Annotated in this window: 13 protein-coding genes; 2 read left to right on the top strand and 11 right to left on the bottom strand. The window is 60.9% G+C overall.

All coding sequences use genetic code 11. The features are described 5' to 3' along the window. Positions 1-85 precede the first annotated feature (85 nt). The 7 genes from CGA21_RS24565 to CGA21_RS24595 all read right to left on the bottom strand — a co-directional run bounded on the left by CGA21_RS24565 (position 86) and on the right by CGA21_RS24595 (position 6,074). Positions 86-1,534 carry an efflux transporter outer membrane subunit gene (locus tag CGA21_RS24565; protein ID WP_188265221.1) on the bottom strand — a complete coding sequence of 483 codons (1,449 nt, stop codon included), beginning with the start codon at positions 1,532-1,534 and terminating at the stop codon, positions 86-88. Further along, positions 1,531-2,418 carry an HlyD family secretion protein gene (locus tag CGA21_RS24570; protein WP_110751782.1) on the bottom strand — a complete coding sequence of 296 codons (888 nt, stop codon included), beginning with the start codon at positions 2,416-2,418 and terminating at the stop codon, positions 1,531-1,533. Before CGA21_RS24570 ends, CGA21_RS24565 begins: the two co-directional genes overlap by 4 nt. Continuing rightward, positions 2,415-2,624 (bottom strand): DUF1656 domain-containing protein, encoded by a 210-nt coding sequence (locus CGA21_RS24575; RefSeq protein WP_008059581.1) that lies wholly within the window; start codon positions 2,622-2,624, stop codon positions 2,415-2,417. Before CGA21_RS24575 ends, CGA21_RS24570 begins: the two co-directional genes overlap by 4 nt. Further along, positions 2,621-4,693 carry an FUSC family protein gene (locus tag CGA21_RS24580; protein ID WP_188265222.1) on the bottom strand — a complete coding sequence of 691 codons (2,073 nt, stop codon included), beginning with the start codon at positions 4,691-4,693 and terminating at the stop codon, positions 2,621-2,623. Before CGA21_RS24580 ends, CGA21_RS24575 begins: the two co-directional genes overlap by 4 nt. Beyond that, a complete protein-coding gene (locus CGA21_RS24585) occupies positions 4,690-5,118 on the bottom strand; it encodes a MarR family winged helix-turn-helix transcriptional regulator (protein ID WP_110751778.1) in 429 nt (142 codons plus the stop codon). The genes CGA21_RS24580 and CGA21_RS24585 overlap by 4 nt, the downstream gene beginning before the upstream one ends. A 116-nt stretch (positions 5,119-5,234) precedes the next feature. Beyond that, a complete protein-coding gene (locus CGA21_RS24590; protein ID WP_110751776.1) occupies positions 5,235-5,480 on the bottom strand; it encodes a DUF2789 domain-containing protein in 246 nt (81 codons plus the stop codon). Positions 5,481-5,612: 132 nt separating this feature from the next. After that, positions 5,613-6,074 (bottom strand): aminoacyl-tRNA deacylase, encoded by a 462-nt coding sequence (locus CGA21_RS24595; RefSeq protein WP_110751774.1) that lies wholly within the window; start codon positions 6,072-6,074, stop codon positions 5,613-5,615. A gap of 196 nt (positions 6,075-6,270) precedes the next feature. On the opposite strand from CGA21_RS24595, the gene CGA21_RS24600 reads away from it, so the two are divergent. Together CGA21_RS24600 and CGA21_RS24605 are read left to right on the top strand one after the other, a co-directional pair. Further along, on the top strand, positions 6,271-6,804 hold the full coding sequence (locus CGA21_RS24600) for an NfeD family protein (RefSeq protein WP_188265223.1): 534 nt from the start codon (positions 6,271-6,273) through the stop codon (positions 6,802-6,804). Positions 6,805-6,806: 2 nt separating this feature from the next. Further along, the gene (locus tag CGA21_RS24605) at positions 6,807-7,565 is read left to right on the top strand and encodes a slipin family protein (protein WP_188265224.1); all 759 of its coding nucleotides are present in this window, start codon (positions 6,807-6,809) and stop codon (positions 7,563-7,565) included. Positions 7,566-7,574: 9 nt separating this feature from the next. On the opposite strand, the gene CGA21_RS24610 is transcribed toward CGA21_RS24605, so the two are convergent. From CGA21_RS24610 to CGA21_RS24625, 4 genes are all read right to left on the bottom strand, one after another. Beyond that, the gene (locus CGA21_RS24610) at positions 7,575-9,158 is read right to left on the bottom strand and encodes a glycosyltransferase family 39 protein (RefSeq protein ID WP_188265225.1); all 1,584 of its coding nucleotides are present in this window, start codon (positions 9,156-9,158) and stop codon (positions 7,575-7,577) included. 71 nt (positions 9,159-9,229) lie between these two features. Then, a complete protein-coding gene (locus tag CGA21_RS24615; RefSeq protein ID WP_188265226.1) occupies positions 9,230-10,729 on the bottom strand; it encodes an efflux transporter outer membrane subunit in 1,500 nt (499 codons plus the stop codon). Then, positions 10,726-11,790 (bottom strand): HlyD family secretion protein, encoded by a 1,065-nt coding sequence (locus tag CGA21_RS24620; RefSeq protein ID WP_110751768.1) that lies wholly within the window; start codon positions 11,788-11,790, stop codon positions 10,726-10,728. Before CGA21_RS24620 ends, CGA21_RS24615 begins: the two co-directional genes overlap by 4 nt. 26 nt (positions 11,791-11,816) lie before the next feature. Beyond that, positions 11,817-13,352: an MFS transporter gene (locus tag CGA21_RS24625; RefSeq protein WP_188265227.1), complete on the bottom strand. Its 1,536-nt coding sequence runs from the start codon at positions 13,350-13,352 to the stop codon at positions 11,817-11,819. Positions 13,353-13,564: the final 212 nt, after the last annotated feature.

The raw sequence follows: 13,564 nt of genomic DNA on the forward strand, positions 1-13,564 counted from the left end.
TCCCCATGACCTGCGCATGCCTTGTACGAATCCAGGGCGCTTTTGCACGAACGCCCTTTCAACACTTCAAAGCATAGCAACGGCCTCAGGGTTTGCCGGAGTTCGATGCTTGCGTTCGTCCGCTTTCCCAACCGCCGCCCAAGGCGAGGAACAAATCGATCTGGCTGATGGCGACCTGAGTGTTGGCAGCGGCCAGCTGCGCGGTGACATCGATGTAGGTGCGGGTCGCCTGCAGGTCCGCCAGGAACGATGCGCGACCGGCCTGGAAGAAGCGATGGGTCTGGTCGGCGGCCAGCTTCGCCGACTGCTCGGCGTCCGCCAGGGCCTCACGGCGTTGCAGCAAGGCGGAGTACTGGGCCAGGCCGGTCTGGGTTTCACGAATGGCGTTGAGTACCACCCCATCGAAATGCGCCAGCGTCGCCTGGGTCACCGCTTCAGCTTCGCGAATGCGTGCCCGGGCGCCGTTGGTCGGCACATTCCAGGTTAGCGACGGGCCAAAGCCCCAACGGTTGGTAGAGGGTTCGCCGAGGTTTTCCAGGAGACCGATCGTACCGATGGTCGCGCCGATGCGGATGTCCGGGTACAGCTCACCGGTAGCAATGCCGATACCTGCGGTCGCGGCAGCCAGTCGTCGTTCGGCCTGGCGGATGTCGGGGCGGCGCTTGAGCAGCGATGCACCGTCGCCCACCGGTATCAATTGGGTGATTTTTGGCAGTTCATCGCAGCTGGCGGTGCCGGCCGGTAGTTGATCCACCGGCTTGGCCAGCAGCATCGACAAGCGGAACAGCCCGGCCTGACGCGCCGCCTCATAGCGCGGCATGTCGGCGCGCAAGGATTTGAATTGGGTTTGCGAACGGGTGACTTGGGTTTCGTCGCCACGCCCGGCATCGCGCAAACGCTGGATCAGCGTGGTGCTCTGGGCTTGCAGGTCGAGGGAATGCTGGGCGATTTCCCGCTCCTCATTAGCCGCACACACCTGGGTGTAGGCGCGGACCACATCGGCCACCAAGGTAATACGCGCCGTATCGGCGGCGGCCTGGGTCGCATCGGCATTGGCCTTGGCCGCTTCGATGCCGCGCTGCAAGGTGCCGAACAGGTCAAACTGGTAGGACGCGCTGATGCCGATATCGCCGATGTTGGCCACCGGCACCTTTTCCGGCAGCAAGAACGCTTCACCGGATTCCTGCAACCGCTGGGCGCCCATCTTCACCCCACCGCTCCAGCCGCCCGCCGCCTCGGCCTCGTCCACCTGAGCGCGAGCGCGCAGCAGGCTGGCGGCCGCTACACGCAAATCAGTGTTGGACGCCATGGCCTGCTGCACCAGTTGGTCGAGCCGCGGGTCCTGATACAAGCGCCACCAATCGGCAGGCACCGGCGCCGAAACCACCGGCTTGCCGTCCACTGCCAGTTCGCCCTGCAGGTCTTCACGGTGGATCGCGGCTTCGTCCGGCAGGTGATAATCCGGACCGACCATCTGACACGCCGACAGCAGCAAGCCTAATCCGGCAATCGCCAAACCCGAGGCCTTGCTCATTGCACGGACTCCCGGTTCTGGTCGTCGATGATCGATACCGTGGCGGTGCGCCCGGCGATCATGCGGAAATCCTCAGGGACCTCATCGAACGCGATACGCACGGGAATCCGCTGGGCCAACCGCACCCAGCTGAAGGCCGGATTGACGTTGGGCAGCAAGTTGTTGCCACTGGTGCGGTCGCGGTCTTCGATACCGGCCACGATGCTTTCCACATGGCCGCGCAGGCGCGCATTGTCGCCAATGACCCGGATGTCGACGCTTTGGCCGATGTGGATGCCGTTGAGTTTGGTTTCTTCGAAATAGCCGTCGATATGAAAAGAATTGCTGTCCACGACGGACAACACGGGCCGCCCGGCACTGACGAACTCCTGGGTTCGCGGCGCGCGGTCGTTGACGTAACCGTCCACGGGACTTCTGATCACCGAACGGTCGAGGTTCAGTTGCGCGCTGTCTACCGCCACCTGGGCTTCCATCAACGCCACCTGTGCGCGGGCCACCCGGGACTGGCTTTCTTCCAGTTGTTCGCCCGGCACCAGATTGCCAAGGCCCTTGTTACGCTTGGCTTCACGCTGGGCCTGGGCCAAGGTTTCCTCGCGGTCTGCGACCGCCGCTTTCGCCTGGCGCAAGGCCAGTTTGAAACGGTCCTGGTCGATGCTGAACAGCACTTGGCCGCGCTTTACCAACTGGTTGTCGCGCACTTGCACTTGCTGGATCAGCCCGGATACGTCCGGCGCGATCTGCACGATGTCGGCACGGATATGCCCGTCACGGGTCCAGGGCGCGAACATGTAGTACATCACCATGCGCCAGACCACGACCACGGCGAAAGTTACGATCAACAGGGTCAGGACCACGCGACCAAGGGTTAAAAACGGCTTTTTCATGTCATCAGGTATCGACTGAGTGAATCCACGGCGCCAAGCAGCAAGGCGTAGAGAGCCACGTTAAACAATGCCCGGTGCCAGACCAGACGGTAAAAGTGCAGGCGCGTCAGCACCCCGTGCACCAACAGGTACAACACATAGGTAATGCCCATCAGCACCAGCAGCGTAGGCAAAAACACCCCGCTGATATCCAGATCACCGATCATAAAGGCGCTCCATCGATGCCATGGGGAAGCGGTTCTTCGGGCTCGGCAGATCCGACGAACTCGACGCCGGGCAACAACGCCAGGCGCAAGCCGCTCAAGGCGTGCAGCAAGTGCAAGCGGGTTTCTTCATCACCCGCGCCGCTCAACGCTCGGCGCGTGCGGTCGAGGGTCATCAACAACGGACTCGGCGCCGGCAGGCGTTCGCCGGCCTTGAGGCAGCTCTTGAAATATTCGCCGACCTCGGCCACTACCTGACGCAGCAATGCCTGCGGAACGCCGTGAACCCGCGGCGTATAAGCCAGCAGGTCAAGCAGGTTCAGCGCCACACGAACTTCACGCAAGGCGATGCCGGTGTCCTGGCCGGTCACGGCCAGCCGCGGCAAATGCTGCATCAGTCGATCCAGCACCTGCACACCCAGGCGACGGTGGTCGGCCAGCGTGGCAGGCTCCGTGAGGCTGACAATGTCGCGCCAGGCGAAACGGGTCAGGCGTTTGGCCGCAAGCTCCGCACCGAACGGCCGTGCGATCAGGGTCCAGACGAACGCGAACAGCAAGCCCACCGGTCCAGCCAGGTTGGAGTTGGCAAAACTGAGGAAGTCCGCGTCGTAGGCGCCCTGAATACTGATGAACGACGAGGTATTGACCAGCGTCAGCAACATGCCCAGGTAAAACTGCGGTTTGACCGTCAGTGTGCCGATGCAGATGAACGGTACGGCGAAGGCCAGCACCAGCATCGGGAAATCATGCAGATTGGGCAGGACGAGAAACAGGTAAAGGCTGGCGAATACCACCGACATCGCCGTCCAGAAAAAGAATCGGTAGATCTGCGGTGCCGGGTCATCCATCGAGGCAAAAAAGCTGCACGCCACTGCCGCCAGGATCACTGCACTGCCGCCATCGGTCCAGCCCAACAGAATCCACAGCACCGAAGCGACAATGATCGCCGCGACGGTGGAAGCGGCGGAATAGAGCATCAGCCCACGATCCAGAAAGGGGGTCAGGCGCCCCAGGCGCCAATGCCGATAAACCGCACGCCAACTGTCCTGGCTTTCGCACTGGATCGCGTGTTGCAGGCTGCGACAGTCCTGCCACAAATCGACCCACTCGCCGAGGCGATAAAGGGCGTTGGAGAACAGCAGTTGCTTGCGATCATCCAGCACTTCGGCGCTGGGTTGCAGCGCTTCGAGTTGGTCTTTGAGCGCTTGCCAACGCTCGGGGTCAGCATTCTTGTGATCGAGCCATTCAGTGGCAGCGGTCAGCAATGGCGCGAACTTGCCCACCAGCTCAGGGGTGCGCCTTTCCAGCGCGTAAAGCGCATCGTCGAGGGCATCGATCACTGGCAACAGGTGAATCATCCGCCCGCGCAACTCCTTGGTGTTGCGCACTGTTTGCGGACGCGCGCCTTCGTGGGGCAACTGACCGATCATCAGTTCCAGGGTATTGAACGTGGCGACCATCGAGGCGCGCAAGGCGCTGACCTCCTCGGGCTGCACGTTGCGGCCCAGAAAACGCGCGCTGTAAATCGACGCGTCGGCAAACCACTTGCTCACCGAATCGTTGAACACCGGCGCCAGCCGTCGCGGCCAGAACATTGCACCGACCACCGCAGCGACAGCAATGCCGAGGAAAATTTCTTCTGTGCGCGCTTCGGCCACGTCCCACACTGCTAACGGGTTATTCACTACCGGCAGGGCGATCAATGGCAAGGTGTAGCCGGCCAGCATCAGGGCATAGTTGTTCGCGGTGCGCAGATGCATGGACAAAAACAACAGGATCCCGGTCCACAGCGCGATGACCAGCACCAGCACATAAGGACTCTGCACGAACATCGGGACGAACAGGACAGCCGCAGCGGCGCCCAGAAAAGTGCCGACTGCGCGGTACAACGCCTTGGAACTGGTAGGCCCGACAAACGGGCTGGAAACGATATACACCGTGGCCATCGCCCAATAAGGACGCGGCATCTGCATGAGCAGGGCGATATACAGCGCGATCATCGAGGCCGCGAAAGTGCGTACTCCGTAGAACCAGTCCCGGGCCGGGGGCATACCGGAAAAGAAGCCGTTCAAGGGTTGGCTACCGGCAAAAGACTGGCCGACTCGAAGGCCTTCAATACGCGCAGCGTCGCTTCAAGGTCTGCCGGATCGATGCCTTCGAGGACTTCATGACGCAAACGCACCAACTCGACCTCGACAGCTTGCACCAGGGTCCGACCGGTAGCGGTCAGGCTCAGGCATTTGGCGCGCCTGTCCTGGGCGTCTGCGGTGCGGCAGACGTAACCACCATGGCACAACTGATCGAGCAAACGTACCAGGGACGGGCTTTCCATCCCCGCCGCCTGCGCCACAGTCACCTGCCGCACGCCCTCGCCCAGGCGCCCGATCATCAGTAGTGGGACGGCACAGGCTTCGGAGATTCCATAGTTGGCCAGCGTGGCCTGGCAGATTTTGCGCCAATGCCGGGCGGCCACCACCATGGTACTGCTGATGTTCATTTGCAGAGCGTCGAGGTTATTCGGCACGAGGGAGAACACACACTGTTAGTTTGCTAACTATCAATATGACATTGGAAGGGATTTTCAGTCAAGTTTTGAAACAAATCTTCGGTTTTTTACATTCCCCTTCCCTTCCTCAACAGCACATCCAGCTGATCCACCACCTCCGCCCAATCGGCATCGTCCAGAATCTCATTGCGCAACAGATCCGCCTGGCTCGGGTTCCAGAAAAAAGCATCCGCCAGGTGCAGGTCCGGTTTAAGCGGTGAGTGAGTGGTGATGAATTTATCGATGCTCTCGGCGTCGTCAGGCAGGCCGAGCTGCTTGAACAGGGAGGGAAGGCTGTGGGTTGGGTTTTCCATGTCGGGCTCCAGTAAAACGGATAAAGGGACCGCTGCGCGGTCAATCGCGAGCAGGCTCGCTCCCACAGGGAAGGCGTTCACCTTATGGGAGCGAGCCCGCTCGCAAAGACGACAGCATTGACGAAACAATCCTCAATGACTCAACTCCCTCACCTCCGCATGAGGAACCATTTTCAGGAATTGCGGCATGTCCATGTGCAGCAGGTTGATGTGATTGCCGGCTTCCAGATAGATGTCTTTCTGTCGAGTCAGCAGCGGGTCGATGACAACGTCAAGTCCATAGGCTTCGCCCAGGGCCGGCACGGCGCCGCGTTCGCAGTCTTCAAACAGGTGCGGCAGGTTGCTCTCCCGGGAGACCTGCCATTCACCGGTGCTGCGCACTTTGCTCAAGTCCAGGTGACGGCTGGCGGGGAGCACGGCCATCAGGTAATGCCCGTGGTGGTCGTCAAGAATGACCGACTTGGCCACCCGTTCCGCAGGAATACCCGCCACCCGTGCGGTTTCGAGGCTGCTGGCCGAGTGGGGATGGGTGACGATGTCATATTCGCATTGAGCCTGGTCCAGGCTTTTCTGCACGGTTCTTGCCATACGCATGATGCACCTCGGTGTCCGCAAAAACGTCCGGCGGACGATGGTTAACACTTTTGTACGTAGTAAAAGTCTAGGTCCATTGGGGTAAACCAGCGGGAAATCCGCCCATCGGACAGGTCGACAACTGAGCAAAATTCATACAACCAGCGCCTCAACTAGACTGTATACAGAACCACCTGCGACTCTCCCGGAGGGTCACGTGAACACTCGCTGTTGTGCGCTTGCGTTGCTGTTGGCATTGAGCGGAGTCGCCCTCGCTGCGGACACCGCCGAACTGCCCGGTTCCAATCCCGCGGGGATCTGGCTGATCACTTTCGGTATCGCCTTTTTAATCGCCGAGGCGGCGCTGCCCAACTACGGTGTGATCGGTCTGGGCGGGATCGTGATGTTCGTGATCGGCGCAGTGATCCTGACCAATGCCGAACTGCCCGTGCCATTGATGGTCGGCCTGGGACTGCTCAGCGCGCTGCTCTTGATATTCCTGTTGATCCGCGCCCTCAAGACCCGACCGCGCCATACCGTCAGCGGTGACGCCGGCCTGTTGGGCAGCGTGACCCCGGTGCTGTCTTTGCAGGCCGGCGATGCGTGTCTGGGCTGGGTGCATCTACAGGGCGAACACTGGCAGGTATCGAGCGCCCAGCCATTGCAGGTCGGGCAAAAGGTCCGGGTGGTGGCGCGCAAGGGATTGTTGCTGGAAGTGGCCGCGGCTGACGCGGTAACGGTTGGAGGTTAGCCATGGGTCTGCAAATCGGTTTTGTCGCGCTGCTGCTACTGCTGATCGCACTGGCGGGGGCGACGTTCCGCATCCTGCGCGAGTACGAGCGCGGGGTGGTGTTCCAGCTCGGACGCTTCTGGCAGGTCAAGGGCCCCGGCCTGATCCTGCTGATTCCGGTGATCCAGCAAATGGTCCGGGTCGACTTGCGCACCATCGTCCTCGACGTCCCGCCGCAAGATGTGATCACCCGCGACAACGTCTCGGTCAAAGTCAATGCAGTGCTGTACTTCCGAGTACTCGATCCACAGAAGGCAATCATTCAGGTCGAAGATTTTCTCATGGCCACCAGCCAGCTGGCGCAAACCACCTTGCGTGCGGTGCTCGGCAAACACGAACTTGATGAACTGCTGGCTGAGCGAGAACGACTGAACATCGACATCCAGCAAGTACTCGACGCCCAGACCGACACTTGGGGCATCAAGGTCGCCAATGTCGAAATCAAGCACGTGGACCTCAACGAATCGATGATCCGCGCTATCGCCAGACAAGCAGAAGCGGAACGCGAACGCCGGGCCAAGGTGATCCACGCGGAAGGCGAATTGCAGGCGTCGGAAAAACTCATGCAGGCCGCCGAAATGCTCGGCCGCCAACCCGGCGCCATGCAGCTGCGTTATATGCAGACACTGAGTTCGATCGCCGGGGACAAGAGTTCGACCATTGTTTTTCCTTTGCCGATCGAATTGCTCAAGGGCATGGCGGATCTGTCTGGGAAGGCCTGAACGACACCATTAACGCGGCTCGGTGCCCATCATGAACAACCGCGCCCGGTTATTACCCGCTACAGTCTCGCAGACCTTGTGCCAGTCGTTAGGCAATGGGGCGAATTCATCCGGTTGATCGGCCGTGCTGATCAACCACACCCGCCCTGTTCCCCTGGGCAATTGACTGAGATGGTCGAGGTAGATCCTGTCCGCTTCACCATTGACCAGCGTACCGAAACCGTATGCGTTTGGACGACTGGAACTACCGTTGGCCAAGGGCGGGGTGTAGAGCTGCGGAGCCGCATCCGTGCGGTTGTAATAGACATAACTCATGTACCAGAGCATGTCGCTGATAACGATTCGATCACCGGCCATGTAATGCTGGTTGACGAACTCGACCATCACGCTGGTTTGGTCATTCACATCGACCGTGGCATTGGTTTTCAACCCGACCAATTCGGTGCAGACAAACAGCGCCGCCAGCCCGAGCGCCAACACGCGAAAACCTTGAAGCAAGCGGTCGACGGCCAGCGCCATGATCATGGGTAGTCCCAATGCAAAGGCATTGAGATACCGCTCGACAAACACTGGCGAAATGAATGAAACACCATAAACCAGCAACAGCGGCAGCAAGGTGTAGAGCATCAGCAAGACACTCCAGCGATAGCTGCTGCGATCACGCAGAACCGTCATCACAATCAAGACCAGCAAGAGCATTGGCAGCCCACTGAACAGCAGCCAGGGCAAGTTATCCCCATCGTCCTGAATCAGAAAAGTCCAGACCATCGACGGCAGGGAGCTGAGCGTGACCGGCAATTCCCAACCCACATCACCGTTGGCCTTGAGCTGGTCCATGTGCTGAATCAGATCAATCAGGCCGGGTATCCACGGAGCAAAAAGCACCACAATGGCGACATTGGTCAGCCACCAGGCCGGGCGATTGATGTGTTTCAGGGGATGAGTCGGCTGCAGGCGCAGCACCAGCAAATATGTCCAGTGGACCAACACGCACAGCGCGGTGAAATAGTGGGTGTAGAAACCCGCGGTCATCAGCAGCGCGTAGATCACCAACACCTGCGTGTGACGAGGCTGCTTGACCCAATACACCAGCGCAATCGTGGCCCCGAGCAGCCACAGCCCCAGCAACGAATACATCCGAACTTCCTGGCTATAGCGCACCGCGGTTGGCAACAGTGCCAGCATCAGCCCGGCGAGCAATGCCGCACGAGGACTGGCAATCAATCGGACCAGCCACATGCCAAGCATGACTGCGGCAATACCCGGCAGCGCACTCAAGCTGCGTATTGAGAAAATGCCATCGCCAAACAACTCGATCCATCCATGCAGGAGCATGAAATAAAGCGGCGGGTGAACGTCATGAGCGGCATGAACCCAGATGTCCGCAATGGAATATCGGCTCATCAACACGCTTGAGCCCTCGTCACCCCAAATGGCCGCGGCGGTCAGGTCGTAAAACCGCGTCAGGACGGCCAGCGCCAGGATAAGGAGCCCACCGCCCCACCAGTACAGCCGCGCCCTGGTGTCGGTCAGCTGCAGATTCGCGCTAGATCTGTGGGGTTTGGCCAACGGCTCTTTGCGTTCCGCCTCCATTGCCACTCTCTTCACCTACGTTAATTGAACGTACCGATCACTTTAGGCCGATGTCCGCCGTAACGTCGACATCAGCGATTCGCCGCCAACGGATAAACCGACTCCCATCCACCGCCCAGCGCCTTGTACAACCCGACCGCTGCCAGCGACACGCCGGCGGTGCTTTCCACCCATTGCTCCTGGGTCGCCAGCAATGCGCCTTGCACCGTGAGGACGTTGACGAAGTCCACCACGCCCTCGACGTATTGCCGTTGCGCGGTTTGCAGGGCGATGCGGTTCTGGCGTACCGCTTCGGCGAGGCTGTCGCGGCGCAGTTGGCTGGCGTTGTAAGCGCTCGATTGGTCGTCGATTTCATGCCAGGCGCGCAAGACGGTTTGCTGATAGGCGATGGCCGCTTCCTGTTGCTGGGCTTCGCGCAGGTTCAGCACGCCGCGCAGGCGGCCGCCGTCGAACAGCGGCAGGCTGAACTGCGGGCCGATGCCGAACGTGCGTGAACCCCAGGAACCGAAATCGCTCAGTTGCATGGCTTGCGAACCGACACTGCCTGACAGGGTAATCCGTGGATAAAAATCCCCCTTGGCCACGCCGATGCTTGCGGTCGCGGCATGCAGCCGGGCTTCGGCCTGGCGAATGTCCGGGCGGCGCTCGGCCAGTTGCGACGGCAGGCCGATGGCGACCTGGCGCGGCGTTTGCGGCACCGGCGCGTCAGTGGATAACTCGGCCGCCAGCGCCTGGGGAGGTTCACCCATCAACAGGCTCAAGGCGTTGATCAGTTGGGCTTGGCGCTGCTCCAGTGCTGGCAGGCGCGACTCGATGGCCGCGACCTGGGCGGCGGCTTCAGCAACATCAAGGTCCGTTGCGACACCGTCAGCCAGGCGCAGCTGCGAAAGTTTCAGGCTGTGCCGAGCAACCTCAAGGTTCTGTTCGGTAACGGCACGGGTGTTCTGCACTCCGCGCAATTGAATGTAGTCCTGAGCGGTTTCCGCCACCACCGACAACAGCACACCGCGACGGTCGTTTTCGGCGACTTCCACGGTGGCATCGGCGGCCTCGGTTTCGCGGCGCACGCGCCCCCAGAAATCCAGCTCCCAAGAGGCAGAGAAGCCAGCATCCCAGACACTGAATGCAGAATTGCCGTTATGCCCCGACGGATCGTTCAGGCCTTCGCCGCTGTTGCGTTTACGGACGTAGCTTCCCGTGGCGGCGGTGTTCGGATAGCGGTCGGCGGTGATCACTTGGCGCACCGCACGACTCTGTTGCAAGCGGCTGCTGGCAAGCTTCAGGTCGAGGTTGTCGCTCAGGGCACGTTGAGTGAGGGCCGAGAGTTTCGGGTCGTTGAACACTTGCCACCAGCGTTCGTTCATCGTCTCCTCACTGGCCTGGCTGGCGGCGGCCTTGGATGGTTTCGCCCACTCGGTGACTTGCTGTGCCTGAGGTTTTTGGAAGTCCGGGCCTACTGTGCAGGCTGACAGGCTCATCACGACCAAGGCGCAAAGGGTGAGTCGAGACGGAGGGCCTCTTCGCGAGCAGGCTCGCTCCCACAGGGGATCGCAATCAACGAAAATCTTCATCGCTGCGCAACCTCATTGGCCTTCGCACCAGCCGTATCGATACTGGCCTCCACCGACATCCCCACCCGCAACCGTTCGGCCAACGGCTGACCCGGTTCCAGCACGATCTTCACCGGAATCCGCTGCACCACCTTGGTGAAGTTGCCCGTCGCGTTATCCGGCTTGATTGAAGCAAAGGTCACGCCGGTGGCCGGTGCGATGCTCTCGACCCGGCCGTTCAGCACTGCGCCACCAAAGGTGTCGACACGCACCTGCACGTCCTGACCTGGTTGCACATTCGTCAGTTGGGTTTCCTGGAAGTTGGCCACCACATAGGCTTGCGCCAGTGGTACCACGGCGAGCAGTTTGCTGCCCGGCGTGACATAGGCCCCGACACGCAGCGCGCGCTCACCGACCATGCCATCCTGCGGCGCGGTGATCCGTGTGTAAGACAGCTCGTAACTGGCGATTTCCAGCTTCGCCTGCGCCCGTTTCAACCCACCTTCTGCCCCGTCACGCTGGGCCGTAAGGATATCCACTTGCTTGCGCTCCGCCGCCAGCACCGCCGTGACATTGGCCAACCGGGCAGTAGCCTGGTCGATGCGCGTGCGCGCTTGCTGAGCATTCTGCACCGTGCCGGCACCGACCCCGGCCAGGTGGTCGTAGCGGTTCAGTTCATGTTGAGCGAAGGCTATTTCAGCCTTGGCGGACACTACCTGTGCCTGTGCCTGGGCGATCACCGAGGCCTGACGCTCAAGTGTCGCCCGGGCATTTTGCAGTTGCGCCTGGGCCACCACGGCTTCGGCGGCGGCCGCTTCGGCGGCGGCGCGCAGGTCGCGATCATCGATCAGCGCCAGCAGTTGCCCGGCCTTGACCTGTTGGTTGTCTTCCACCAGCACTTGCTTGATGAACCCTGCAACTCGCGGCACCACCAGTGTGTAGTCGGCCGAGACATAGGCATCATTGGTGCTCTGCTCTGTACGCTGGCCAAACAGGCCGGGCGCCAGCAGATAAATCAGTACGCCCGTCGCGATCACGACGGCGACGCCAACGGCCACTTTTTGCTTGGATTGAGTCGTCATGAAAACCTTCTGTTTCAGTGATGCATTCAAGTCGGCGCACGGGGCGGATAGATCCGCGTCGGCAGCCAGAAAATCAGCAGGATCAGCGCCAACGCGACACCGGCCATGCACAGGTAAAGATCCGAGGCGGCCAGCACCACGGCCTGCTCATGCAGCCGGTGGGCAAGGCCCGGGGTGTCGCTGTCGACCAGGGGAGAGTTACCGAGACGGTCCACCAGCATGGTCGAGTGAAAATGCAGGCGCTGCGTGGTCAGGGTTTCCAGCACGCCGGTGGCGACCACTGCCGCCAGGCCTTTCACGGTGTTGAACCAGGACGACGCAAACGGCCCGTCCATGGGGTTGATGCTGCCGGTCGAGAGCATCAGCAGCGGCAGGACCGCCATGGGTTGACCGAAGATCTGCAGCAGTTGCAGGACATAGAATTCGTCGCGAATCCACGCCGAGGTCAACTGCGAACCGCCGATGCAGGACAACACCAGCATGCTCAGGCCGACCCCCAATACCCAGCGGCAATCGACCCAGCGCAGGTTGCACAGCGCAGCCACCAACGGCAGCGCTATCAATTGCGGGAGCGCCGCCAACAGGGTGATGGGTGCAGTTTGTACCGGGCGATACCCCTGAACCTGCGCCAGATAGCTGGAAGGAATTATCACCACCGCCAGCAACACCACCAGCACGCCGGCCAGGGTGACCAGCGCGAACGACAGATTGCGGATGCCGAGCATCTGCATCTTGAAAAACGGAATCGGCTGCGACCACTCGTTGATCAAAAACAGCACCATCAACAGCGTACCGCCCACCAGCAATCCAACAATCAGGCTCGACTCGAACCAGTCCAGCCGATTGCCCTGCAGGATGCCAATCACCAGCATGCAGATCGCCGGAAAACCCATCAGCAAACCACGCCAGTTGAACTGCTTGAAACGCTCCAGCCGCAGCGGGTCCTGGGGTATGCCGTAGGCAACCGCGACCAGGGCAATCAAGCAGGGTACGACCACTTGCCAGAAGGTCCACTGCCAGCCCACATACTCGGTCCAGAGGCCTGCCAGTGGCGTGCCCAGGCCCGGGCCGAAAGTGGCCGTCAGGGCATAACCAGCCAATCCGTAGAGTTTTACGTTGGCTGGCAGAAAACGCAGGGCAACGGTCATCAGCATCGGCGGCAGCGCGCCACCGGCCAGCCCCTGCAACGTGCGCAGGACCAGCAGGCTTTCATAGTTCGGCGCCAGCGGGCACAACACCCCCAACAGCGTGAAGGCACTGATGGCGCAAAGGGTGAAGCGCCGCAGCGAGAACGTGACGGCACACCAAGGCGCAAACGCCATGGCAGCCACCGAGGTCGCGGCATAGCAAGCGACTAGCCAGGTGCCTTCGTCGTAACCGATGGCCAACCCCCCACGGATGTCGGCCAGAGCAACCTTGGTCACCATCTCGTTCAGGCCCGACACCAGCACTGCCAGCAACACGCCAACCAGGCCGATGATGATCCGCGGGCCGAAGACCGGTTGTGTGGCGGCCGTCGGGCTGGTCGCGGCGAGAGGTGCCGTGACCGTGAGGGAAGTCATTGTTGCGAGCTCCGGGATTAGAAGTCCGAAACATTCTAAGAAGCGTGTGACCTGACGAAAACTGACTTATCGACAGGTTATAAGTGCGTTACACGCAACGATACGAAACCCTGTGGGAGCGAGCCTGCTCGCGAAAGGGTCGTAACATTCACCATCACCGTTGACTGACACCCCGCTATCGCGAGCAGGCTCGCTCCCACAGGTTCATTGGT

Origin of the sequence: Pseudomonas sp. PSB11, from assembly GCF_014596605.1 — a bacterium.
Taxonomy (GTDB): Bacteria; Pseudomonadota; Gammaproteobacteria; order Pseudomonadales; family Pseudomonadaceae; genus Aquipseudomonas; species Aquipseudomonas umsongensis.

Bases quoted from the DNA above. Each gene is read 5' to 3' on its own strand.
- CGA21_RS24585 (WP_110751778.1), bottom strand. From the start codon at position 5,118: ATGAACATCAGCAGTACCATGGTGGTGGCCGCCCGGCATTGGCGCAAA.
- CGA21_RS24565 (WP_188265221.1), bottom strand. From the start codon at position 1,534: ATGAGCAAGGCCTCGGGTTTGGCGATTGCCGGATTAGGCTTGCTGCTG.
- CGA21_RS24570 (WP_110751782.1), bottom strand. From the start codon at position 2,418: ATGAAAAAGCCGTTTTTAACCCTTGGTCGCGTGGTCCTGACCCTGTTG.
- CGA21_RS24620 (WP_110751768.1), bottom strand. From the start codon at position 11,790: ATGACGACTCAATCCAAGCAAAAAGTGGCCGTTGGCGTCGCCGTCGTG.
- CGA21_RS24590 (WP_110751776.1), bottom strand. From the start codon at position 5,480: ATGGAAAACCCAACCCACAGCCTTCCCTCCCTGTTCAAGCAGCTCGGC.
- CGA21_RS24625 (WP_188265227.1), bottom strand. From the start codon at position 13,352: ATGACTTCCCTCACGGTCACGGCACCTCTCGCCGCGACCAGCCCGACG.
- CGA21_RS24610 (WP_188265225.1), bottom strand. From the start codon at position 9,158: ATGGAGGCGGAACGCAAAGAGCCGTTGGCCAAACCCCACAGATCTAGC.
- CGA21_RS24595 (WP_110751774.1), bottom strand. From the start codon at position 6,074: ATGCGTATGGCAAGAACCGTGCAGAAAAGCCTGGACCAGGCTCAATGC.
- CGA21_RS24605 (WP_188265224.1), top strand. From the start codon at position 6,807: ATGGGTCTGCAAATCGGTTTTGTCGCGCTGCTGCTACTGCTGATCGCA.
- CGA21_RS24575 (WP_008059581.1), bottom strand. From the start codon at position 2,624: ATGATCGGTGATCTGGATATCAGCGGGGTGTTTTTGCCTACGCTGCTG.
- CGA21_RS24615 (WP_188265226.1), bottom strand. From the start codon at position 10,729: ATGAAGATTTTCGTTGATTGCGATCCCCTGTGGGAGCGAGCCTGCTCG.